This is a genomic window from Streptomyces sp. NPDC024017, from assembly GCF_040638895.1.
GTDB lineage: Bacteria > Actinomycetota > Actinomycetes > Streptomycetales > Streptomycetaceae > Streptomyces.
This window is the reverse complement of record NZ_JBEZYZ010000006.1, coordinates 475,356-497,886: the sequence shown is the minus strand read 5'-3', so window position 1 is coordinate 497,886 and position 22,531 is coordinate 475,356. Positions and strand designations below refer to the sequence as shown.

The 22,531-nt window shown below is 71.2% G+C and carries 23 protein-coding genes; 9 read left to right on the top strand and 14 right to left on the bottom strand.

The window, feature by feature from the left end; genetic code table 11:
* Positions 1–77: 77 nt before the first annotated feature.
* Positions 78–1,385 (top strand): LCP family protein, encoded by a 1,308-nt coding sequence (locus AB0G20_RS19405; RefSeq protein ID WP_361303715.1) that lies wholly within the window; start codon positions 78–80, stop codon positions 1,383–1,385.
* Positions 1,386–1,445: 60 nt separating this feature from the next.
* On the opposite strand, the gene AB0G20_RS19400 is transcribed toward AB0G20_RS19405, so the two are convergent.
* A complete protein-coding gene (locus AB0G20_RS19400; RefSeq protein WP_361303712.1) occupies positions 1,446–1,811 on the bottom strand; it encodes a four-helix bundle copper-binding protein in 366 nt (121 codons plus the stop codon).
* 240 nt (positions 1,812–2,051) lie between these two features.
* Here AB0G20_RS19400 and AB0G20_RS19395 point away from each other — a divergent pair, with 240 nt between their 5' ends.
* Positions 2,052–3,257, top strand: coding sequence for a phospholipase D-like domain-containing protein (locus AB0G20_RS19395; protein ID WP_361303709.1), 1,206 nt, complete (start codon positions 2,052–2,054; stop codon positions 3,255–3,257).
* Positions 3,258–3,312: 55 nt separating this feature from the next.
* Here AB0G20_RS19395 and AB0G20_RS19390 read toward each other — a convergent pair whose 3' ends face one another.
* Positions 3,313–4,470: an acyl-CoA dehydrogenase gene (locus AB0G20_RS19390; protein WP_361303706.1), complete on the bottom strand. Its 1,158-nt coding sequence runs from the start codon at positions 4,468–4,470 to the stop codon at positions 3,313–3,315.
* A 188-nt stretch (positions 4,471–4,658) separates the two neighbouring features.
* Here AB0G20_RS19390 and AB0G20_RS19385 point away from each other — a divergent pair, with 188 nt between their 5' ends.
* Entirely contained in the window at positions 4,659–6,002 is a 1,344-nt protein-coding gene (locus tag AB0G20_RS19385) for a UDP-glucose/GDP-mannose dehydrogenase family protein (RefSeq protein WP_361303703.1), read from the top strand.
* A 42-nt stretch (positions 6,003–6,044) separates the two neighbouring features.
* Here the strand turns inward: AB0G20_RS19385 and AB0G20_RS19380 are convergent, their stop codons facing one another.
* The gene (locus AB0G20_RS19380; protein WP_361303700.1) at positions 6,045–6,614 is read right to left on the bottom strand and encodes a CGNR zinc finger domain-containing protein; all 570 of its coding nucleotides are present in this window, start codon (positions 6,612–6,614) and stop codon (positions 6,045–6,047) included.
* A 128-nt stretch (positions 6,615–6,742) separates the two neighbouring features.
* Here AB0G20_RS19380 and AB0G20_RS19375 point away from each other — a divergent pair, with 128 nt between their 5' ends.
* Complete coding sequence (locus AB0G20_RS19375) at positions 6,743–7,114, top strand: VOC family protein (protein WP_361303697.1); 372 nt, start codon at positions 6,743–6,745, stop codon at positions 7,112–7,114.
* A 14-nt stretch (positions 7,115–7,128) separates the two neighbouring features.
* Positions 7,129–7,521 carry a VOC family protein gene (locus tag AB0G20_RS19370; protein ID WP_361303694.1) on the top strand — a complete coding sequence of 131 codons (393 nt, stop codon included), beginning with the start codon at positions 7,129–7,131 and terminating at the stop codon, positions 7,519–7,521.
* Positions 7,522–7,604: 83 nt separating this feature from the next.
* Here AB0G20_RS19370 and AB0G20_RS19365 read toward each other — a convergent pair whose 3' ends face one another.
* Positions 7,605–8,741, bottom strand: coding sequence for a dipeptidase (locus tag AB0G20_RS19365; RefSeq protein WP_361303691.1), 1,137 nt, complete (start codon positions 8,739–8,741; stop codon positions 7,605–7,607).
* Positions 8,742–8,851: 110 nt separating this feature from the next.
* Positions 8,852–9,211, bottom strand: a complete 360-nt coding sequence (locus AB0G20_RS19360; protein ID WP_361303688.1) for a MerR family transcriptional regulator — start codon at positions 9,209–9,211, stop codon at positions 8,852–8,854.
* A gap of 53 nt (positions 9,212–9,264) precedes the next feature.
* Between AB0G20_RS19360 and AB0G20_RS19355 the strand changes: the two genes are divergently transcribed.
* Positions 9,265–10,407: an alkene reductase gene (locus AB0G20_RS19355; protein WP_361303685.1), complete on the top strand. Its 1,143-nt coding sequence runs from the start codon at positions 9,265–9,267 to the stop codon at positions 10,405–10,407.
* On the opposite strand, the gene AB0G20_RS19350 is transcribed toward AB0G20_RS19355, so the two are convergent.
* The 3 genes from AB0G20_RS19350 to AB0G20_RS19340 are packed head-to-tail and all read right to left on the bottom strand — an operon-like array spanning position 10,347 to position 13,203.
* A complete protein-coding gene (locus tag AB0G20_RS19350) occupies positions 10,347–11,534 on the bottom strand; it encodes a dipeptidase (RefSeq protein WP_361303682.1) in 1,188 nt (395 codons plus the stop codon). The two genes, AB0G20_RS19355 and AB0G20_RS19350, sit on opposite strands and share 61 nt — an antisense overlap.
* 5 nt (positions 11,535–11,539) lie before the next feature.
* Entirely contained in the window at positions 11,540–12,067 is a 528-nt protein-coding gene (gene purE / locus AB0G20_RS19345) for a 5-(carboxyamino)imidazole ribonucleotide mutase (protein ID WP_078899324.1), read from the bottom strand.
* Positions 12,064–13,203: a 5-(carboxyamino)imidazole ribonucleotide synthase gene (locus AB0G20_RS19340; protein ID WP_361303678.1), complete on the bottom strand. Its 1,140-nt coding sequence runs from the start codon at positions 13,201–13,203 to the stop codon at positions 12,064–12,066. Before AB0G20_RS19340 ends, purE begins: the two co-directional genes overlap by 4 nt.
* A 163-nt stretch (positions 13,204–13,366) precedes the next feature.
* Between AB0G20_RS19340 and AB0G20_RS19335 the strand changes: the two genes are divergently transcribed.
* Positions 13,367–13,879, top strand: coding sequence for a GtrA family protein (locus tag AB0G20_RS19335; protein WP_361303675.1), 513 nt, complete (start codon positions 13,367–13,369; stop codon positions 13,877–13,879).
* Here the strand turns inward: AB0G20_RS19335 and AB0G20_RS19330 are convergent.
* Together AB0G20_RS19330 and AB0G20_RS19325 are read right to left on the bottom strand one after the other, a co-directional pair.
* On the bottom strand, positions 13,876–15,153 hold the full coding sequence (locus tag AB0G20_RS19330) for an ATP-binding protein (RefSeq protein WP_361303672.1): 1,278 nt from the start codon (positions 15,151–15,153) through the stop codon (positions 13,876–13,878). The genes AB0G20_RS19335 and AB0G20_RS19330 overlap by 4 nt on opposite strands.
* A 28-nt stretch (positions 15,154–15,181) precedes the next feature.
* Complete coding sequence (locus AB0G20_RS19325; protein WP_345662418.1) at positions 15,182–15,859, bottom strand: response regulator transcription factor; 678 nt, start codon at positions 15,857–15,859, stop codon at positions 15,182–15,184.
* A 513-nt stretch (positions 15,860–16,372) separates the two neighbouring features.
* On the opposite strand from AB0G20_RS19325, the gene AB0G20_RS19320 reads away from it, so the two are divergent.
* Complete coding sequence (locus tag AB0G20_RS19320) at positions 16,373–17,878, top strand: oligopeptide:H+ symporter (protein ID WP_361303668.1); 1,506 nt, start codon at positions 16,373–16,375, stop codon at positions 17,876–17,878.
* 61 nt (positions 17,879–17,939) lie between these two features.
* Here the strand turns inward: AB0G20_RS19320 and AB0G20_RS19315 are convergent, their stop codons facing one another.
* The 4 genes from AB0G20_RS19315 to AB0G20_RS19300 form a co-directional block, all read right to left on the bottom strand.
* Positions 17,940–18,929: a hypothetical protein gene (locus AB0G20_RS19315; protein WP_361303665.1), complete on the bottom strand. Its 990-nt coding sequence runs from the start codon at positions 18,927–18,929 to the stop codon at positions 17,940–17,942.
* Positions 18,930–19,129: 200 nt separating this feature from the next.
* Positions 19,130–19,831: an LPXTG cell wall anchor domain-containing protein gene (locus tag AB0G20_RS19310; RefSeq protein WP_361303662.1), complete on the bottom strand. Its 702-nt coding sequence runs from the start codon at positions 19,829–19,831 to the stop codon at positions 19,130–19,132.
* A 263-nt stretch (positions 19,832–20,094) separates the two neighbouring features.
* Positions 20,095–20,649, bottom strand: a complete 555-nt coding sequence (locus AB0G20_RS19305; protein WP_361303659.1) for an ATP-binding protein — start codon at positions 20,647–20,649, stop codon at positions 20,095–20,097.
* A 243-nt stretch (positions 20,650–20,892) separates the two neighbouring features.
* Positions 20,893–21,270 carry an STAS domain-containing protein gene (locus AB0G20_RS19300; protein ID WP_031102780.1) on the bottom strand — a complete coding sequence of 126 codons (378 nt, stop codon included), beginning with the start codon at positions 21,268–21,270 and terminating at the stop codon, positions 20,893–20,895.
* 238 nt (positions 21,271–21,508) lie between these two features.
* Between AB0G20_RS19300 and AB0G20_RS19295 the strand changes: the two genes are divergently transcribed.
* A complete protein-coding gene (locus AB0G20_RS19295) occupies positions 21,509–22,435 on the top strand; it encodes an RNA polymerase sigma factor SigF (protein WP_361303656.1) in 927 nt (308 codons plus the stop codon).
* Positions 22,436–22,531: the final 96 nt, after the last annotated feature.

The window sequence follows — 22,531 nt, the reverse complement described above, 5'->3', positions numbered from 1 at the left end:
CAGCTTCGCCACAGCCGTGCTCTGATTTTCCGACGACTCTTGTATGGCGCACTACCCGGACCTGCACACTGGGGCGCATGAATGATTGGCCCGAGGGATTCTCCGGTGACAACCGCGGCAACCGCTACGGACGCGGCAGCTCGAGCGCACAGCCCGAGAGCGCCCGTGTCATGCGGCAGGTCCGCCGCGGTCCGGCGGCATCGCCCGGGCAGGGCGCCTACGGCGGCGCTCCGCAGTACGCAGGCGGGGTACCGCAGCAGCCGTCGTACGTCGATGGCGGTTACGCGGAGCCGCCGCCCGGCAGCTACGACAGCGGCTACAACACCGGCCAGGTCTACGGCTCCCCCGGTGGCAGAGGCCCCGGCGGCCCGGACGACGGCATGTACTACGAGCCGCGTCCCGCGCCGAACTGGCGCCGCCGCATCAAGGTGACAACCATCACGCTGGTGACGCTGCTGGTCGTGACGAGCGTCGGCACGTACTTCTGGGCCGACTCCAAGCTCAACCGCGACGTCGACCTGTCGAAGGTCATCGACCGTCCGGAGGCGGGCGAGGGCACGAACTACCTGATCGTCGGCTCCGACAGCCGCGCGGGCATGTCGGCCGAGGACAAGAAGAGACTGCGCACCGGCTCCGCCGAGGGCAAGCGCACGGACTCGATGATGATCCTGCACACCGGCGGCGGCGCCCCCACCCTGGTCTCCCTGCCGCGTGACTCGAACGTCACGATCCCCTCGTACAAGGGCTCCGACTCCGGCAAGCTCTACCCGGCCACGGGCCGCCAGACGAAGCTGAACGCGGCGTACTCGGAGGACGGCCCGGAGCTGCTGGTCCGTACCGTCGAGGCCAACACCGGCCTGCACATCGACCACTACGTGGAGATCGGCTTCGGCGGCTTCGCGAACATCGTGGACGCGGTCGGCGGCGTCGAGATGGACATCCCGCAGGACATCAAGGACACCAAGTCGGGCGCGGACCTCAAGAAGGGCAAGCAGACGCTGAACGGCGAGCAGGCCCTCGCCTTCGTCCGCACCCGCTACGCGCTCGCGGGCTCCGACCTGGACCGTACGAAGAACCAGCAGAAGTTCCTCTCGGCCCTGGCCAACCAGGTCGCCACCCCGAGCACCATCCTGAACCCGTTCAAGCTGTACCCGACCATGGGCGCGGGCCTGGACTCCCTCGTGGTCGACAAGGACATGGGCCTGTACGACCTGGCGTCCATGTTCTGGGCGATGAAGGGCGTCAGCGGCGGCGAGGGCAAGTCGATGAACATGCCGATCGCGGGCAACAGCCCCAACGGCAACCTCCAGTGGAACACCGCGAAGGTGAAGACCCTGGTGAACGAGCTGAAGAACGACGACCCGGTCACCGTCTCGGGCAACTGAGAGGGCAGGCAGCACGAAGGGGGCACCCGGGCGGGTGCCCCCTTCGTCGTGAGGCGGTGCTCACATCGAGGCGGCCGACATCGAGCGGCACATCTCGGCACAGCGGCGACACGCCTCGGCGCAGCGCATCATCTGCGCGTCCTCCGGCATGGACATACACGCCTCGGCGCACATGTCACAGGCCCGGGCGCACATCGCACACATCTCGGCCATGAGGGGCGAGCGGCGCATCATCATGTCGGCGCACATGCGCGTCATCTCGGCGCAGTCCATGACCGCGCGCATGATCTGCATCTGGGCCGGGCCGCCCATCTGCAGGCAGGAGCTCATGGTCTCCTCGCACACGCTGTGGCAGGCCATGCACGCCTGGACGCAGTCCTGCATCTCCTTGCTGAGCGGGGTGGTGGTGGCGGGCTGCTGGGTCATGACTTCCTCCAGGGGGACGACGGGAGCCGCGGATCGGCGCCCGCTCCTCTCGTCCTACGCCTGTGGCCCCATGAGCACCACAGGGCGGACCCGCCCGTGTGTGGTCCGCTCCGGCTGTGAGGCACGACGCACCGGCCTCTGCGTGAAACCACCCGCAGCGGCAAAAAGGGGTTGCAGGCGCGCCGGGGCCCGGCGTCGCGAGGGCGGGGCGGCGAGTGAGCGCAGGGGGGAGACCCACACATGACACAACAGACGTACGACGAACGGCGGGCGCCGGGGCCGAGAGGACCGGAGGCGCAGAAGCAGCGGCTGCGCAGGCGGCTGGAGCGGCTGATCGGCATCGCCGCGACCGAGGGCAACGAGCTCGTGCCGCTGCGCAACGGCGACGAGATCTTCCCCGCGATGCTGGCCGCCATCCGCGCCGCGGAGCACACCGTCGACATGATGACGTTCGTGTACTGGCGCGGCGAGATCGCCCACGAGTTCGCCGACGCCCTGGCCGAGCGGGCCCGCGCGGGTGTCCGGGTGCGGCTGCTGCTGGACGGCTTCGGGGCCAAGGAGATAGAGCCGGACCTGCTGGACGCCATGGACGGGGCCGGCGTCCAGGTGGCCTGGTTCCGCAGACCCACGCGCCTGTCGCCGATGCGGCAGAACCACCGCTGCCACCGCAAGGTGCTGGTCACCGACGAGCACACGGCCTTCACCGGAGGCGTGGGCATCGCGCAGGAGTGGTGCGGCGCCGCCCGGAACCCGGACGAGTGGCGCGACACCCATGTACAGGTCCGCGGGCCCGCCGTGGACGGCATCGCCGCGGCCTTCGCCCAGAACTGGGCCGAGTGCCACGACGACCTCTACGACGACCACGACCGCTTCACCGCCCAGGAGCAGCCGGGGCGGGCCACGGTCCAGGTCGTGCGGGGGTCGGCCGCCTTCGGCTGGCAGGACATGCAGACGGTCATGCGGGTCCTGATCACCTCGGCGCAGGAACGCCTGCGGCTGGCCACGGCCTACTTCGCCCCCGACACCTACTTCATCGACCTGCTGGCCGCGGCGACCCGCCGCGGGGTCCGGGTCGAGATCCTGCTGCCCGGTCCGCACACCGACCAGCGGGCCTGCCTGCTGGCGGGGCGGCAGCACTACCAGACGCTCGTCGACGCCGGTGTGGACGTGCGGGAGTACCAGCCGACCATGCTCCACACGAAGATCGTCACGGTGGACGGGGTCTGCTCCCTCATCGGCTCCACCAACTTCAACCGCCGCTCCATGGAGCACGACGAGGAGGTCGTGCTGGCCGTCCTCGACGAGGACTTCACGGCGGAGCTCGACGCCGACTTCGACGCCGACCGGAAGCGGAGCGAGCCGATCGACCCCTCCCGCTGGAAGCGGCGGCCCCTGCCCCAGCGCCTCGCCGAAGCCGCGGTGACCCCGATCCGGCGCTTCCTGTGAGACGCCTCGGCCCCCGGCACGAGCCGGGGGCCGAGGCGTGTCGCGGAGGACGGGGCTACGGCAGGTTGCGCGCCATGACGATGCGCTGGACCTGGTTCGTGCCCTCGTAGATCTGGGTGATCTTGGCGTCGCGCATCATGCGCTCCACGGGGTAGTCCCGGGTGTAGCCGTATCCGCCGAGGAGCTGGACCGCGTCCGTCGTGACCTCCATCGCCACGTCCGAGGCGAAGCACTTGGCGGCGGCGCCGAGGTAGGTGAGGTCGGCGTCGACGCGCTGGGAGGCGGCGGCGGCCTGGTAGGTCAGGGCCCGGGCGGCCGAGATCTTCATGGCCATGTCGGCGAGCATGAACTGGATGCCCTGGAAGTCGGCGATCGGCTTGCCGAACTGCTTGCGCTCCTGGACGTAGCCCTTGGCGTAGTCGAGGGCGCCCTGGGCGATGCCGAGGGCCTGGGCGGCGATGGTGATGCGGGTGTGGTCGAGGGTCTTCATCGCCGTGGCGAAGCCGGTGCCCTCCTCGCCGATCATGCGGTCGGCGGGGATGCGGACGTTGTCGAGGTAGACCTCGCGGGTCGGGGAGCCCTTGATGCCGAGCTTCTTCTCGGGGGCGCCGAAGGAGACGCCCTCGTCGGACTTCTCGACGACGAAGGCGGAGATGCCCTTGGAGCGCTTCTCCGGGTCGGTGACGGCCATCACCGTGTAGTACTCGGACTCGCCGGCGTTGGTGATCCAGCGCTTCACGCCGTTGAGGATCCAGTGGTCGCCGTCGCGGACGGCCTTGGTCTTCATGCCCGCGGCGTCGGAGCCGGCGTCCGGCTCGGAGAGGCAGTAGGAGAACATGCCGTCGCCCTTGGCGAGCGGGGTCATGTACCGCTTCTTCAGGTCCTCGGAGCCGGAGAGGATCACCGGCAGGGAGCCCAGCTTGTTCACGGCCGGGATGAGGGAGGAGGAGGCGCAGACCCGGGCGACTTCCTCGATCACGATGACGGTGGCGAGCGCGTCCGCGCCGGAGCCGCCGTACTCCTCGGGTACGTGCACGGCGTGCAGGTCGTTCGCCACCAGCGCGTCGAGGGCCTCACGCGGGAAGCGGGCCTCCTCGTCCACCGCGGCGGCGTGCGGCGCGATCTTCGCCTCGGCCAGCGAGCGGACGGCGTCACGGAGCATGTCGTGCTCCTCGGACGGGCGGTACAGGTCGAAATCAGCCGATCCGGCCAAGGTCTCTCACGCTCCAAAACGCTGCGACGGTGACGCTAACTACCGTTAAGTAATCAAAAGTTTATGGGGTCGCTCACGGGAGTGATACGTGAGCTAGGCGACAGCGGAGAAGTTGCCCAGTGAAGCGCGCCGCCATGCCCCGGATATGCTCGGGCGCGCACCACATGCCGTAGACCCCTGGAGTACCCATGGCCCTGAAGATCACCGTGATCGGCACCGGTTATCTCGGCGCGACACACGCGGCGGCCATGGCCGAGCTGGGCTTCGAGGTGCTCGCCCTCGACGTCGTGCGCGAGAAGATCGAGAAGCTGGAGCGCGCCGAGGCCCCGATGTACGAGCCGGGGCTCGAGGAGCTGCTGCGCAAGCATGTCGCCGGGATCGAGGGTTCCAGCGGCCGGCTGCGCTTCACCCAGGACTGGGCCGAGATCGGCGCGTTCGGCGATGTGCACTTCGTCTGTGTGAACACCCCGCAGCGGCACGGCGAGTACGCCTGCGACATGAGCTACGTCGACGCCGCGATGGCCTCGCTGGCCCCGCATCTGCACCGTCCGGCGCTGGTCGTCGGCAAGTCGACCGTGCCCGTGGGTTCCGCGGACCGCCTGGCCGCCTACCTGGCCGCGCACGCGCCCGCCGGGGAGGACGCCGAGCTGGCGTGGAACCCGGAGTTCCTGCGCGAGGGCTTCGCCGTGGACGACACGCTGCACCCCGACCGCCTCGTGGTCGGCGTGCGCAGCGAGCGGGCCGAGAAGCTGCTGCGGGAGGTGTACGCGACGCCGATCGCCGAGGGCTCGCCGTTCGTGGTCACGGACTTCCCGACCTCGGAGCTGGTGAAGACCTCCGCGAACTCCTTCCTCGCCACGAAGATCTCCTTCATCAACGCGATGGCGGAGGTGTGCGAGGCCGCGGGCGGGGACGTCGCCAAGCTGGCGGAGGCCATCGGGTACGACGACCGGATCGGCAGGAAGTTCCTGCGGGCCGGGATCGGCTTCGGCGGCGGCTGTCTGCCGAAGGACATCCGGGCGTTCATGGCGCGCGCCGGTGAGCTGGGCGCGGACCAGGCGCTGACGTTCCTGCGGGAGATCGACTCGATCAACATGCGCCAGCGCGGGCAGATGGTGGAGCTGGCCCGGCAGGCGCTGGGCGGCGGGCCGTTCCTGGGCAAGCGGGTGGCGGTGTTGGGCGCGACCTTCAAGCCCGACTCGGACGACGTACGGGACTCGCCCGCGCTCAACGTGGCCGGGCAGATCCACCTCCAGGGCGGCCAGGTCACGGTCTACGACCCGAAGGGCATGGACAACGCCCGCGGTGTGTTCCCGACGCTCGGCTACGCCGACTCGGCGCTGGAGGCCGTGCGCGGGGCCGACATCGTGCTGCATCTGACGGAGTGGCGGGAGTTCCGCGAGCTGGACGCCGAGGCGCTCGGCGAGGTCGCCGCGGCGCGGGTCATCCTGGACGGCCGCAACGCCCTGGACCCGGAGCTGTGGCGCAAGGCCGGCTGGACGTACCGGGCGATGGGTCGCCCGAAGGCCTGAGCGCGAGAAGCGTCACACAGGTGACGCCGGTTCGGCCGAGGCTCAGTCGGCCGAACCGGCGTCTTCTGCATTCTGCACCACCGGGCCGGGGCGCGCGGTGCCCTGTGCGTCCTTGGCCCGGTACCGGCGCATCTTCGCCCGGGCGCCGCAGACCTGCATCGAGCACCAGCGGCCGCGGCCTGCCGGGCTGCGGTCGTAGTAGGCCCAGTGGCAGTCGGCGGCCTCGCAGGCCTTGAGGCGGGTCCAGGTGCCGGCGACCAGGGACTCGGCGACCGCGGCGGCCACGCGCGCGTGGAGGGAACCGGCGTCGGCGGGGACGAGGGCGGCCGAGCCGTCCGCCGGGTCGACCGTGACGACCAGGGGGGCCGAGATCAGGAGGTCGCCGAGCGGGGGCACCGCGCGGTGCGGCGGGTGGCCGGCGTGCGCGAGCAGAACCGCGCGCAGGGACTCGCGCAGGGCCCGGGCCTGCTCGGCCCCCTCGTCCCCGGTGATCGCGAAGCGCGTCCGGCCCTCCGCCGTGTCCAGCGCGTCCGCGCCCGATTCGATGTCCAGCGTGTTCACCAGGGCCTCGACCAGGGCCAGGCCGCCGGGCGCGGGCGATCTCTCCGTCATGGCTGGACCGTACCTCTCGGATTTCCCCTTGCGAGGTTACCGCCCATGGGGGAGCATGCAGTAACGGTTACTGGTAACCCGCCTTTACGGGTAACAGTGAAGGCAACCGCGACTTCGAGGAGTAGGTCATGGCTCTCGCCAAACTGGGTGTCGTCGTCCTGGACTGTCCCGACCCGCAGGCACTGGCCGGTTTCTACGCCGAGGTGCTCGGCGGCACGCCGACGGTGGAGACCGACGGAGAGGACGTGTGGGTCGACCTGAAGGTGCCGGGCGGCACACCGCTGGCCTTCCAGGCCGCTCCCGGCCACGTACCGCCGCAGTGGCCGTCGCCCGACGGCTCGCAGCAGTTCCACCTCGACCTCGTGGTGGACGACCTGGACGCGGCCGAGAAGGGCGTGCTCGCGCTCGGGGCCAAGCCGCTGGACGCCGAGGACCGGGAGCGGACCTTCCGGGTTTACGCCGACCCGGCCGGGCACCCGTTCTGCCTCTGCGCCTGCTGACACCGGGAGGCCCCATGTCCGCCGTGGCACGTTTCCGTTCCGTGGTCGTCGACTGCCCCGACCCCCGCGAGCTGGCCCGCTTCTACGCGCGGGTCGGCGGCGGCACGCCGGAGGACGACGACCCCGACTGGGTGGTGCTGCGCATCCCCGGCGGGCCCCGGCTCGCCTTCCAGCGCTCCCCCGGCCACACCCCGCCGGAGTGGCCGCGGGCCGACCGCAACGCCCAGCAGTTCCACCTGGACTTCGACGCCGGGTCCACCTGGGACGAGATCGACGCGGCCGAGGAACGGGTGCTGGCGCTGGGCGCACGGGTGCTGGACAAGGAGGACGACGAGAAGAAGGACTTCCGCGTCTACGCCGACCCGGCGGGGCATCCGTTCTGCCTGTGCCGGATCGAACACGCCTGATCCGGTCCGGTGCACGCCTGATCGGCCCGCTGCGGGCCTGATCCGGCCGGGTGCAGCCTGAACCGGTCCGGCCGGCGGGTCCGCTACCCGTCCAGCTCCGAGATCGTCGCCGTCGACGGCTCGCGGCGCTGCTGGGCGGCGCGGGCCGTGAAGTCGGCGCCGCGCAGGACGCGCTGGACGTTGCCCCAGGTCAGCAGCGCCACGTCGGCCTCCTCCCAGCCGCGCCGCAGCAGCTCGGCGATCAGCCGCGGATAGCAGGACGTGTCGCCGAGCTCCTGCGGGTGTGCGGCCCCGGAGTCGTAGGTGCCGGACAGTCCGACGCCGTGTGCTCCGGCCACGGCGCGGATGTGGTCGAGGTGGTCGGCGACGTCGCGGACGGTCGGGCCGGTCTGCTCGGCGGTCAGCGGCACCAGGCACAGCCCCTTGGCCGCGCCCAGCTCCGCCAGCAGGTCGTCGGGGAGGTTGGCCGGGTGGGGGCGCAGGCTCCGGGCCGCGGAGCGGCTGCACAGCACCGGTGCCCGGGAGAGGCTCAGGACGCGGCGCAGGGTCTGGGTGGAGGCGCCGCAGAGGTCCGCGATCACGCCGAGGCGGTTCATCTCGCGCACGACCTCCTCGCCGAACCGGGTCAGCCCCGCCTCGCTCGCCCAGGACACCCCGGTCAGCGTGAGGACGCGCAGGCCGAGCAGGTGCAGCTGGCGCAGGATGCCGAGCGAGTCGCCCAGGGCCGGGGCGCCGGCGGGGCCGAGGAGCACGGCGACGCGGCCGCAGTTGCGGGCGTCCGCCACCTGCCCGGCCGTGCAGGCCGGCCGCAGGCCCTGCTCACAGGTCCGGACGACCGTCTTCGCCAGGTCCAGCTGCTCCAGGGTGGCGCCGACGGCCCGGTCGCCGTCGAGGCCCTCCGGCAGGTGCAACGACCAGAACAGCGCGCCCACATGGCCGCTGCGCAGCCGGGGCACATCCGTGTCGACGGTGCTCTCGCCGTCCTCCAGGTCGTACCAGGACAGGCGCTTGAGCGCCCAGGGCAGTCCGTTGTAGCCGTCGGCGACGGGGTGCGCGGCGAGGATGGCGCGGGCCCGGGTCATGGGCGCGTCGTCCGGGTCGGAGACGGGCTCGTAGGACTCCGCCGTGACGACGCCCTCGTCGGGGTACGGCTCGGCCAGCTCGTCGAACTCGCCGGCGGCCGCGGCGGTGGGGCGCAGGTCGTCCTGGAGGTCTGCCATGGCGGCTCCGTACGGTCGTTCGTGAGGTACGGTCACCGTCGCACGGAGCGGGGAGCGGTTCCTGGTGGGCGGGGCGTTCGGAGTACGGCGCCGGCCTCGCACACGGGCCCTCAGGACAGCCGGGCCGCCTCGATCACCTCGTCCAGGGTCTCCCGGGAGCGGACCAGGTCGGCGATCATCCGGTCGATGCGGGCGCGCTCGGCGGTGAGGTCGGCGACCAGCTTCGGCGTGGCGACGACGGAGGGGCCGCCGTCGGTGTCCCGCATGCAGGGCAGCAACTGGACGATCTTCTCGCTGCACAGTCCCGCCGCGAACAGCTCCTGGATCCGGATGACCCGGTCCACGGCCGCCTCCGGGTACTCCCGGTGCCCGCCGGGGGTCCGCTCGGCGGAGAGCATGCCCTGCTTCTCGTAGTAGCGCAGCGACCGCTCGCTCACGTTGGTACGCCGGGCCAGTTCACCGATCCGCACGTGCCACCCCCGGACTTGAATCTGACATGGGTGTCAGGTTCTAGCTTAAGGGCATGACGCAGCACACGACAGCACTCTTCGAACCGGCTCGTCTCCCCGGGCTGGACCTGCCCAACCGTCTGGTGATGGCGCCCCTGACCCGCAACAGGGCCGAGGCCGACGGCACGCCGACCCCCCTCATGGCCACCTACTACGCCCAGCGCGCCTCGGCCGGACTCATCATCGCCGAGGCCGCGACGCCGAACGCGGTCGGGCAGACGTATCCGAACATCACCGCCGTCCACAGCCCGGCGCACGTGGCCGGCTGGCGGCAGGTCACGGACGCGGTGCGGGACGCGGGCGGCCGGATGTTCCTCCAGCTCCAGCACGGCGGCCGGGTCGGACACCCGGCGACCAGCGGGCTGACGCCCCTCGCGCCCTCGCCCGTCCCGCTCCCCGAGACGATCTTCACGCCGGAGGGTCACCGGCCGTCCGTGGTGCCGAGGGAGATGACCGCCGAGGACATCCGGTCCACCGTCGCCGACTTCGCGCAGGCCGCCCGGAACGCGGTCGACGCCGGATTCGAGGGGGTGGAGGTGCACTCCGCCAACGGCCACCTCCTGCACCAGTTCCTGGCCGCGAACACCAACCTCCGCACCGACGGTTACGGCGGATCGATCGCGGCCCGGATCCGGTTCACGGCCGAGGTGACCGAGGCCGTGGCCGCCGGGATCGGCGCCGGGCGCGTCGGCCTCAGGGTCTCCCCCGGGAACACCGTCAACGGCATCGCGGAGGGCGAGACGGAGGAGCTCTACCCGGCGCTCGCCGAGCGGCTCGGCGGTCTGGGGCTCGCCTATCTGCACCTGGGGTACGCCGACCCGGAAACCCCGGTGTTCCGGAAGGTGCGCGCCACGTGGCCCGGCGTGATCGTCGCCAACCCCGTGCTGCGGGAGATCTCCACCGAAGGCGTGCACCGGGCCTCCGAGGCTCTGCTGGCGGCCGGGGCCGATCTGATCGCGCTCGGCCGGCCCTTCCTCGCCAATCCCGACCTGGTGACACGGCTGCGGCTCGGGGCGCCCCTGAACGAGGTGCGCGACCGGTACTTCATGTACGTGGGCGGGGCGACCGGCTACACCGACTACCCCGCCCTCGGCGATCAGCCGGCGGACGCGTCCAGCGACTCGATCGTGGCGTTGGACGGCGGCCGCGTCGCCTGAAGCCCGCGGGCCACGTCCTCCGCCGCGTCCAGCACCCGGACCGCGTTCTTCCAGGTCAGCTTGGCCAGATCGGCCTTGGACCAGCCGCGCTCCAGCAGTTCCGCGAGGAGGTTCGGGTAACCGGAGACGTCGGCGAGGCCGTCGGGGGTGAAGGCCGTGCCGTCGTAGTCGCCGCCGATGCCGAGGTGGTCGATGCCGGCCGCCTCGCGCATGTGGTCCAGGTGGTCGGCGACCGTCGACACCGTCGCGACGGGGCGCGGGAGCCGCTCCTCGAAGGCCCGGTGGACCTTCATCGCCTCCGCTGTGGTGTCGAGGTGGTGGAACCCGTGGGCGCGCATGTTCTCGTCGGCCGCGGCCGTCCAGTCCACGGCCGCCTGGAGCACGAACTTGGGCACGAACGTCACCATCGCGACACCGCCGTTGGCGGGCAGCCGCTGAAGGACGTCGTCCGGGATGTTGCGCGGGTGGTCGCACACGGCCCGGGCCGAGGAGTGGGAGAAGATCACCGGGGCGGAGCTCGCGTCGAGCGCGTCCCGCATGGTCGTCGCCGCCACGTGGGAGAGGTCGACGAGCATGCCGAGCCGGTTCATCTCCCGGACGACCTCACGGCCGAACGCGGTCAGGCCACCGGCCTTCGGCTCGTCGGTCGCGGAGTCCGCCCAGTCGACGTTGTCGTTGTGGGTGAGCGTGAGGTAGCGCACGCCGAGCCCGTACAAGCCGCGCAGGGTGCCCAGGGAGTTGGCGATGGAGTGACCGCCCTCCGCGCCCATGAGCGAGGCGATACGGCCCTCCCCGCGCGCGGCCTCCATGTCGGCCGCGGTGAGCGCGGGACGCAGGTCCTCGGGATGGCGGGTCAGCAACTGCCGTACGCAGTCGATCTGTTCGAGGGTGGCCGCGACCGGGTCGGGCGAGTCCGTGCGGACGTACACCGACCAGTACTGCGCGCCGACCCCGCCCGCGCGCAGCCGGGGGATGTCGGTGTGCAGATGGGCGCTCTGGTCGGCGGCGATGTCCCGCGCGTCGAGGTCGTAGCGGACCTGCTCGCGCAGCGCCCAGGGCAGGTCGTTGTGGCCGTCGACGACCGGGAACTCGCTCAGGAGTTCCCGGGCTGCCTCCTGGGAGGCCATCGTCGTCACTTCCCCGCGCCGAAGCCGAAGCCGCCCGAGCCCTCGACCTTGGAGCGCAGGCGCTTGCCCTTCTCGGTGGCCTGGTCGTTCAGCTCCTGCTGGAACTCGCGCATCCGGCCGCGCAGTTCCTCGTCGTGCGCGGCGAGGATGCGGGCCGCCAGGAGACCGGCGTTGCGGGCACCGGCGACGGAGACCGTGGCGACGGGGACGCCGGCCGGCATCTGCACGATCGACAGGAGGCTGTCCATGCCGTCGAGGTACTTCAGCGGCACGGGCACGCCGATGACCGGCAGCGGGGTCACGGAGGCGAGCATGCCGGGCAGGTGGGCGGCGCCGCCCGCCCCGGCGATGATCACCTTGAGCCCGCGGCCGTCGGCCTGCTCGCCGTAGGCGACCATCTCCCGCGGCATGCGGTGCGCGGAGACGACGTCGACCTCGTAGGCGATCTCGAACTCGTCGAGGGCCTTGGCGGCGGCCTCCATGACGGGCCAGTCGGAGTCCGACCCCATGACGATGCCAACAACAGGGCTCATTCGGTGATGGTGCCTCTCAGGTAGCCGGCTGCGTGACGGGCGCGCTCCAGCACGTCGTCCAGGTCGTCGCCGTAGGTGTTGACGTGACCGACCTTGCGACCGGGCTTCACGTCCTTGCCGTACATGTGGATCTTGAGCTGGGGGTCGCGGGCCATGCAGTGCAGGTACGCGGAGTACATGTCCGGGTAGTCGCCGCCGAGGACGTTGACCATGACCGTCCACGGGGCACGCGGGCGCGGGTCGCCGAGGGGCAGGTCCAGGACCGCCCGGACGTGGTTGGCGAACTGGCTGGTGACGGCGCCGTCCATCGACCAGTGGCCGGAGTTGTGCGGGCGCATCGCGAGCTCGTTGACGAGGATGCGGCCGTCGCGGGTCTGGAACAGCTCGACGGCGAGGTGGCCGACGACGCCGAGTTCCTTGGCGATGTTCAGCGCCATCTCGGAGGCCTCCAGGGCGAGGGCCTCGTCGAGGTCGGGCGCCGGGGCGACGACCGTGTCGCAGACGCCGTTCACCTGGCGGGACTCCACGACCGGGTAGGCCACGGCCTGGCCGTGCGGGGAGCGGACCACGTTGGCGGCGAGCTCGCGCAGGAAGTCGACCTTCTCCTCGGCGAGGACGGGCACACCGGCCTTGAAGGGGTCGGCGGCCTCCTCGACGGAGTCGACGACCCACACGCCCTTGCCGTCGTAGCCCCCGCGGACGGTCTTGAGGACGACCGGGAACCCGTCGCCCTCGGCCGCGAAGGCGGCCACGTCCTGCGGGTCGCTCACGATCCGGTGCCGGGGGCAGGGCACACCGATCGCGTCGAGCTTCGCACGCATCACCCCCTTGTCCTGGGCGTGCACGAGCGCGTCGGGGCCGGGGCGCACGGGGATGCCGTCCGCCTCCAGAGCCCTGAGGTGCTCGGTGGGTACGTGTTCGTGATCGAAGGTGATCACATCGCACCCACGGGCGAACTCGCGCAGCGTGTCGAGATCGCGATAGTCGCCGACGACGACATCGCTCACGACCTGCGCAGCGGAGTCCTGCGGGGTGTCACTGAGGAGCTTGAACCTGATGCCCAGCGGGATGCCCGCCTCGTGTGTCATACGAGCGAGCTGGCCACCGCCGACCATGCCGACTACCGGGAACGTCACGCCCCCAGGGTATCGGCCGCGCCAGAGTGGCCGGTTTCCCGTCCCTCCCCGGCCCTGCCCGGACCATCTCCGGCCGTCCACCGGTATCCGCAGGAAGATCGCGCGGGAGGGTGGTTAGCATGGCTGGGTTGACGCCGACGAACGGACGGGGGCCTGCACGACCATGGGACATGGTGCCTCTCGGCTCCGACGGCTCGTCCGCGAAGTCGCCAAATTCGGTGCGGTGGGCGGTGTCGGGGTGCTGGTCAACCTCGCCGTCTTCAACCTGGTGCGGCACACCACCGACCTCCAGGTGGTGCGCGCGAGCGTGATCGCGACCGTCGTCGCGATCGTCTTCAACTACGTCGGCTTCCGCTACTTCACGTACCGCGACCGCGACAAGAGCCGCCGCACGCGTGAGATGACCCTCTTCCTGCTGTTCAGCGCGATCGGCCTGGTCATCGAGAACGGCGTCCTGTACACGGCCACCTACGGCTTCGGCTGGGACACCCCGCTGCAGAACAACGTCTTCAAGTTCGTGGGCATCGGCATCGCGACCCTGTTCCGCTTCTGGTCCTACCGCTCCTGGGTCTTCCGCGCCCTCCCCACCCGCGAAACGGCGGCGCCCCCGTCCCCGGTCCTGCCGACCGAGCCGACCGGCTCCGCGAAGACGAAGCAGCAGGTGGCGCGGCCCTAGCGGACCGTCGGCTCCCCGTCGTCGTCCACGTTCTTCTGCAAGGGCGTGCGGGACAGGAACAGGCCGAAGATCGGGGGCTTGGTCTGGAGCATTTCCAGGCGGCCGCCGTCGGCCTCCGCCAGGTCGCGGGCCACCGCCAGGCCGATGCCCGTGGAGTTGCGGCCGCTGATCGCCCGTTCGAAGATGCGGGCGCCGAGGTCGGCGGGGACGCCCGGGCCCTCGTCCGTGACCTCGATGACCGCCTGGTTGCCGGTGACGCGGGTGCGCAGGGCCACCGTGCCGCCGCCGTGCATGAGGGAGTTCTCGATCAGCGCGGCCAGGACCTGCGCGACCGCGCCGGGCGTGCCCACCGCCCGCAGATGCCGTTTGCCGGAGCTGACGATCGCCCGCCCCGCGCTGCGGTACGCCGGCCGCCACTCGGCGAGCTGCTGCTGGATGACCTCGTCGAGGTCGAAGGAGACGGCGGAGCCGGTGCGAGGATCGCGGGAGTTCGTCAGCAGCCGCTCCACGACGTCCGTGAGCCGCTCGACCTGCGTCAGCGCGATCGTCGCCTCCTCCTTCACCGTGTCCGGGTCGTCCGTGAGGGTGATCTCCTCCAGCCGCATCGACAGCGCCGTGAGCGGGGTGCGCAGCTGGTGGGAGGCGTCCGCGGCCAGCCGGCGTTCGGCGGTCAGCATGCGGGCGATGCGCTCGGCGGAGCCGTCCAGCACGTCCGCCACCCGGTCCAGCTCGGGCACCCCGTACCGCTTGTGCCGGGGCCGCGGATCGCCCGAGCCGAGCCGCTCGGCCGTCTCCGCGAGGTCGGTCAGCGGCGACGCCAGCCGGTTCGCCTGGCGGACGGCCAGCAGCACCGCGGCCACCACCGCGAGCAGCGCCACCAGCGCGATGATCAGCAGCGTCCGGCCGACCTCACGGGTCACCGAGGAGCGCGGCTCCTGAACGGTGACCGTCTCGCCCTCCTCACCGGGCGCGGTCGCGCTGATGACGTCCCCGACGGGCTTCTTGCCGACCTCGATGGGCGACTCCCCGGGGAGGCGGATCACCGCGTAGTAGCGGTCCTGCGTGACCTGTTCGCGCAGCACCTCCGCGTCGACCTGCTGCGACCCGAAGAGCCGGCTGTCGACGATGCTGGCGAGGCGGACCGCCTCGGACTCCACCCGCTCCTGGGCGCTGTTGCTGATCGTCCGGGTCTCGACGATGACGAGGGAGACGCCGAAGACGGCGATCACGACGAGCACCACGGCGAGCGTGGACTGGATCAGTCGGCGACGCATGTCCTGTTACCCGAGCCCGCCTCGCGGCTCAGCTCTTCTCGAAACGGAAACCCACACCGCGCACGGTGGCGATGTAGCGGGGATTGGCCGCGTCGTCACCGAGCTTCTTGCGCAGCCAGGAGATGTGCATGTCGAGGGTCTTGGTCGACGACCACCAGGTCGTGTCCCAGACCTCCCGCATCAGCTGGTCGCGGGTGACCACCCGGCCCGCGTCGCGCACCAGCACCCGCAGCAGGTCGAACTCCTTGGCGGTGAGCTGGAGCTCCTCCTCGCCCATCCAGGCGCGGTGCGACTCGACGTCGATGCGCACGCCGTGCGTGGCGGGCGGCTGCTGCGGCTCGGCGGCGCCGCGCCGGAGCAGGGCCCGCACTCGCGCGAGCAGCTCGGCGAGCCGGAACGGCTTGGTGACGTAGTCGTCGGCGCCCGCGTCGAGCCCGACGACGGTGTCCACCTCGTCGGCGCGCGCGGTCAGGATGAGGATCGGGATGGCGTGGCCTTCGCCACGCAGGCGGCGGGCCACCTCCAGACCGTCCATGCCGGGCAGACCGAGGTCGAGCACGACCAGGTCGACGCCGCCCTGCAGTCCGGCGTCGAGAGCGGTGGGTCCGTCCTCGCGGACCTCGACCTCGTAGCCCTCCCGGCGCAAGGCGCGGGCCAGCGGCTCCGAGATGGACGCATCGTCCTCGGCGAGCAGTACACGGGTCATGAGGTGATGGTAGACCTGCGACGCCCTGAGCTGGGGTGTGACCGGAATCCTTGATTCTTACCGTTGCCATACCCGGTTCTTACGTACCGGGGGTAGACGTACGAACCTCAGGCTGTGGGGTGCGATCCTGGTAAGGACCTTGGAAACGGTGTGTGCAGTTCCCCCGACACCTGTGATCCGTGTCTCAAGTCCTTCCATATGCGGCGGTGTCCTGCCGTATGGTGAATCGACGCCTGTAGCACCACGGCGACCTTCGGAGGCTGTTTGCCCTGAGGGTCTCTTTTGTGTGCGGGCCGGTTCCCGCCGGCCCCCGACGTGAACGACTGTGGCCGGGCCTCGTAGTGCGGCGACGCGCGTAGAGGCGTGGATCCCGGTGGCGACCGCCCACCGCTCCGTGCCCCGGAGCGGACCCCCGTAGGCGTCGGGCGGACGGACGTACCCACCGGTGCCGGCAGCCCCCACCGGGCGCACCACCGCTGCCGCGGGGCGCGTCCCGAGCAGCAAGGAACGACCATGGCGTCCAGCCTGACGAAGGACTCGGCCCGACCGGGCACCCCCGGTTCCGAGAAGACCTTCTTCGGCCACCCCCGCGGACTGGCCACTCTGTTCATGACCGAGATGTGGGAGCGTTTCTCCTACTACGGCATGAGGGCCCTGCTCCCGCTGTACCTGGTCGCCCCGGGTGGCCTGCACCTCAGCGCGGGCACGGCGACGGCGATCTACGCCGTCTACCTGTCGCTCGTGTACCTGCTCACCCTGCCCGGCGGCTGGTTCGCCGACCGTGTGCTCGGCCCCCGCAAGACGGTCGCCGTCGCGGGCGTGGTCATCATGCTCGGCCACCTGTGCCTGGCGCTGCCCGCCGCCGCGAGCTTCTACGTCGGCCTGGGCCTGGTCGCCATCGGTTCCGGTCTGCTGAAGGCCAACATCTCCACGATGGTCGGCCACCTCTACGACGGTCCTGAGGACCCGCGCCGCGACGGCGGCTTCACGGTCTTCTACATCGGCATCAACCTCGGCGCCTTCATCGCGCCGCTGGTCATCGGCACCGTCGGCGAGAGCGTCGACTGGCACCTGGGCTTCGCGCTGGCCGCGCTCGGCATGGCACTGGGTCTCGTCCAGTTCCTGCTCGGCAGCCGCCACCTGGACGCGAAGAGCAGCGTAGTCCCGACCCCGCTGTCGCCCGCCGAGAAGGCCGCCACCCTGCGCAAGGGCCTGATCTGGCTGGCCGTCGCCGTGGTCTTCTACGGCTTGGTGGGCGGCACCGGCCACTTCACCCTGAACTGGGCGCTGATCCCGCTGACGCTGCTCGGCCTGATCGTGCCGATCCTGGTCATCACCCGCATCCTGCGCGACAAGGACCTGGACTCCGGCGAGCGCTCGAAGGTGTCGGCGTACATCTGGTTCTTCGTCGCCGCCGCCGTGTTCTGGATGATCTACGACCAGGGTGGTTCGACCCTGTCGCTGTTCGCCGAGAAGAGCGCCGACAACACGATCTTCGGCTGGGAGTTCCCGGTCTCGTGGTACCAGTCGGTCAACCCGGTCCTGATCATGGCGCTGGCGCCCGTCTTCGCCTGGCTGTGGCTGTGGCTGAACCGGCGCGGGCAGGAGCCGAGCACCATCGTGAAGTTCGCCTCCGGCCTGGTGCTGGTGGGTGCGTCCTTCTTCCTGTTCCTCGCCCCGCTGTCGATCGCGGAGGGCGGTCACAAGGCCGCGGCGATGTGGCTGGTCGCGATCTACTTCGTGCAGACCGTCGGTGAGCTGACGCTGTCGCCGGTGGGCCTGTCCGTGACCACGAAGATGGCGCCGGCGAAGTACGCCTCGCAGATGATGGGCGTCTGGTTCCTCGCGGTCACCGCGGGCGACTCCGTCACCGCGCTGCTGTCCAACCCGGCCGTCGGCGGGGTCAACCTCGACCGGACGGGCTTCGTGGCGCTGGAGGCGGCGCTGGCCGTGGTCGCCGGCTTCGCGGTGTACATGTACCGCAGGAAGGTCAAGGCCATGATGGGCGACGTCCGCTGATCACCGCCGCCTGACTCTGAGAGAAGGGCCGTCGCACCCCCCGGGGTGCGGCGGCCCTTCCTCATGTCCGGGTCGATCTCGGAGGGTCGGCGTCCGGGGCGAACCAGGGCGGGGCCGCGGCCCGGCGGGTGGCGGGCAGCCGCAGGCGGCGGGCCGGGCGGGCCGCGTGGCCGGGGCGGCGCGGTCGTACGTGGTCGATCACGGCCAGTCCCGCGCGCAGCAGCGCCACCGGTACGACCAGGAGGACGAGGCCCCAGAACAGGGTCACGCCCCAGGGCCGGCCCACGCCCCAGGGGTGTTCGGCGAGCACCTTGCCGCCGTACTTCAGCGACACGGTGTAGTCGCCGTGCGCCCCGGCCCCGAGCTCCACGGGCAACTCGATGCGGGCCTTGCCGCCGGGCCGGATCGTGCCCCGCCAGCGCTGGTCCTGCCATTCGGGGGCGAACACGCCGTGCGAGGTGCCGACCTGGAAGACCGGGTTCTTCACGGGCGAGGTGCCGACGTTGCCGATGGTGATCACGAGGGTCCGGGAGGGCGGGGAGCCGAACCAGGTGAGCAGACCGCCGGAGCCCCGCAGCCGGGTGTCCGCGAGCAGGGACAGCCGTCCGCCGGCCGCTTCCGCGGGCAACGGCTCCACCGCGTGCCCGGCGACTTGGAGGGCCGCGTCGGCCTCGGCCCCGGCTCCCGTCACGGTCGCCACGTGCACCACGCAGGGGCACGGCACCGGCGGCTCCGCGACGGGCAGTTCGCGGCGGAAGCGCCCGTCGGCATCGGTGGTGACGGCCCGGCCGTCGGCGTTGGCACAGGAGTTGGTGCCGCCGGCCACGCCCCGCTTCGGCTCGGCCTGCCCGCACACGAGCAGCGTCAGCAGTGCGCGGGGCCGCCAGCCGCTGCCGCTGACGGTGATCGAACCTCCCGTCCCCGCCTGGGACTTGGACAACTCGACGACGGGCCGGTCCACCGCCCCGACGGGCCCGGCGCCCGCCAGGACCAGCAGCAGCGCCAGCAGAACCGGCAGCGGCACATACGGAAGACGGACGGCGGGCGGCATCGGCGGCTCCAGCGGTCGTACGGTGCGGGCGTACGGCGTCGGCGCCCCGGGCGGCCGAACGGGGCGGGCGTACGGTCTGGCGCTCGGCGGCTTTGGTGCGGCCCGGGGCGCCGGCTGCCGACCGGGCGGGGCGGGCAGCCGTACACCCGGTGGTGCTCAGGCGGCCCGGGGCGCCGGCACCGGTCAGGCGGGCCGCCCGGTCAACGGCCCGCCCGTGCTCCCTGGTGACGTCGCGTCAGCCACAGGGCACCTGCGGCTCCGGCGAGCAGGACGGTGCCGCCGAGGGTGCCGAGGGCGACGGCCGAGTCCTCGGGCCCGGTCTGCGGAAGTCCGGCGCCTGTGTCGGAGCCGGAGCCGCCGCCCTGGGCGGAGCCGGTGCTGCCGCCGCCGCTCGCGGCCGTGACGTCGAGGGTGAGGGACGGGCCCGGGTCGTTCGTCGGGGTGCAGGTGGTCGTCGTGCCGAGCGCCTTGATGGTGAGCACACCGGCGGTGAAGGTGACCTCGCCGCTCTTCTTCGGCGTGTACGTGCCGCTCAGGTCGCTGATCTTGATGGGCGTGTTGGCCGGGAGCGCGGCGTCGTTGGCGGGGCCGGTCACCGACAGGGTGCCGCTGTCGGCGCCGCCCAGGGCGATGGTGGCGCTCGGCGTCATCGCGCCCTTGCCCAGTTCGACCGGGCTGGAGGAGACGCCCTTCTGCCAGGACATGGTGATCCGGTAGCCGCTGCCGCTCTTGACGCCCTTGATGTCGATGGGCGAGACGGCGCTCTTGTCGCCGATCGGCGTCTTGCACTGGTAGTTGACGTCGACGACCTCGGCCCGGGCGACGGGGGCGGCCATCCACACCGCCGAGCCGGCCAGGGCCGCGGCGGACGCGAGCGCGGCGGTTCGTTTCCGGTACGACACGGTGCCGCTCCCCTTCCTGTTCCTGACGGCATATCAGATAGGGCCGTCAAGGTACGCCCGGGGCCTTGAGGAAGGAAGACACAGTGCGCGCCGGATCTGTGGCGATCCGGCGTGCGGTGAGTGACATATGAGGGGATGCGCGGCGGAGATCCCGTGGGGCTTCCTGAGGGGGGCCTCCCGTGGAGGGCTTCCCGTGGGCGGTCACCCGTTCGGACGCACCCCCAGGCGCCACACGGGCCGGGAACCAGGCGGGTACTCCCGGATCAGGCAGGTGCGCCCAGTTCCGCCCACACCGTCTTGCCGGAGACCCCCGGCGTACGGACGACGCCCCAGTCCAGGCACAGACGCTGGACGATGAACATGCCATGACCGCCCGGGCGCCCCGCGCGGTGCGGGGTTCGGGGGGCCGGCTGACCGGTGCCCCGGTCCGCGACCTCGACACGGATCACCTTGTTGTCGCAGGTGATCCGCAGCTGGTCCGGCCCCTCGGCGTGCAGGCAGGCGTTGGTGACCAGCTCGGAGACGACCAGCAGCACATCCTCGGCGGCGGCTCGCTGGTCGGCCGAGGCGGCGGGCAGCCAGCCCCACGCGTACAGCGCCTGGCGCGTGAAGTCGCGGGCCAGCGGAACCACGCCGCTCTCGTCGTCGAAGCTCAGCCGGCGCACCTGCCCGCCCCCCGGCGGCGCCGCGGCTCCGGACGGCGCGTCCACGCCCTCGCCGGACGCACCGGCCGCCGCTACGCCACCCTCGGACGCCCCGGAAGCGCCGCTGGGCTCCGGCCCGCGGTCGCCCGGCGGGTAAGGCCGGGTGGTGCTCATCAGCGCTTCACCTCACCGATTCACCAGTTCACGATTCAAAAAATTCACTACACAGTCAGTCACGCAGCGCGCGGCACGTCGGTTTCGCGGCGCCCCCGCCACCCTGGTGACCGACAGGTTCAGGATGTCTCCTGCCCTGGCGGACCGACTGAACACCCATGTATTCGGCACGAAAGACGTGACGGGGCTGGGACACCGGTCACAGAGGGGTGGCCGAGGCACCGCGCACCGACGCACCGCCGGTCAGCCCGACTCGTCGGCCAGGGCCGCCTCGAGCGAGTCGTGGACGCTGAAGACCGCATCCGCACCCGTGATCTCGAACACGCGTGCCACCACCGGCTGCATACCGGCGAGCGAGACGCCGCCACCGGCGGCCTCCGCCTTCAGCCGCGCCCCGAGGAGCACATTGAGTCCCGTGGAGTCGCAGAACTCCAGGCGCGCGCAATCGATGACCAGGCGCTTGAATCCCTTGGCGAGGCAGTCTTCGAGTGGCTCACGCAACAGATCGGCGGTGTGGTGATCCAACTCACCCGCCGGGGTCACGACGGCGCTGGAGCCCTCTTCCCGCACCTCCACCAGAAGCCGGCCAGACTGTGCGCTGCCGACCGTCCCGCGGTCCATGCCGTCTCTCTCTCCCGACGTCCAGGTGGTTGCTGACGACCTCGAACACTACGCCTTCCCAGCACGCTTCGACACCCGAACAACTACACACAAACGGACATATGCCCACAGAACGCACTTGCGGTGGGCTCAGGAAAGCGGGTAGGCCTAGTAAGGACACGTAACCGACACGGCCGGCTTTGGAGGCGCCGCACACCGCAGTGCACCTAACGGCTCCGGCAGCCATATGCCGAGAACGATGGAGGACATCATGTCACCCCGGCTCGACGCATCGCGTACCCAAAAAGCGACGTCGACACCCCCTCCGGAACATCTGGATCCCATCGAGCAGGTCGAGATGCTCGTCACACCGGACGACCTCCTCGCCGGACTTCCGGACATCCCCCCGTACGAGAAGGTCGACGCGGTCGACGCCCGGGCCCTGTCCAAGACCCTCTTCGAGCGTCTGGAGACGCTGGAGGAAGGGACCCACGAGTACTCGTACGTCCGCAACACGCTCGTCGAACTGAACCTCGCGCTGGTCAAGTTCGCCGCCTCCCGGTTCCGCTCCCGCAGCGAGCCCATGGAGGACATCATCCAGGTCGGCACCATCGGCCTGATCAAGGCGATCGACCGCTTCGAGCTGTCCCGCGGTGTGGAGTTCCCCACGTTCGCGATGCCGACCATCGTCGGCGAGATCAAGCGCTTCTTCCGCGACACCTCGTGGTCCGTGCGCGTTCCGCGGCGGCTGCAGGAGCTGCGGCTCGACCTGGCCAAGGCCGGGGACGAACTGGCCCAGAAGCTCGACCGCGCCCCCACGGTGGCCGAGCTGGCCGAGCGGCTCGGCCTCTCCAACGACGAGGTCGTCGAGGGCATGGCCGCGTCGAACGCCTACACCGCCTCCTCGCTGGACGCCCAGCCGGAGGAGGACGACTCCGAGGGCGCGCTCGCGGACCGCATCGGCTACGAGGACCACGGACTCGAAGGCATCGAGTACGTCGAGTCGTTGAAGCCGCTGATAGCCGAACTCCCGCCGCGCGACCGGAAGATCCTGTCCCTGCGGTTCGTCGCCGGCCTGACCCAGTCGGAGATCGGCGAAGAGCTCGGCATCTCGCAGATGCACGTCTCGCGTCTGCTGTCGCGGACGCTGGTGCGGCTGCGCAAGGGGCTGACCGTCGAGGAGTGATCCTCGGCCAGGAGTGAACGTGTCCTTCGGGGGCGGGCCGGACGGCCCGCCCCGAGGCGCGTGCCAGGGGCGGTCTCCCGGGGATACCGGCGGCCC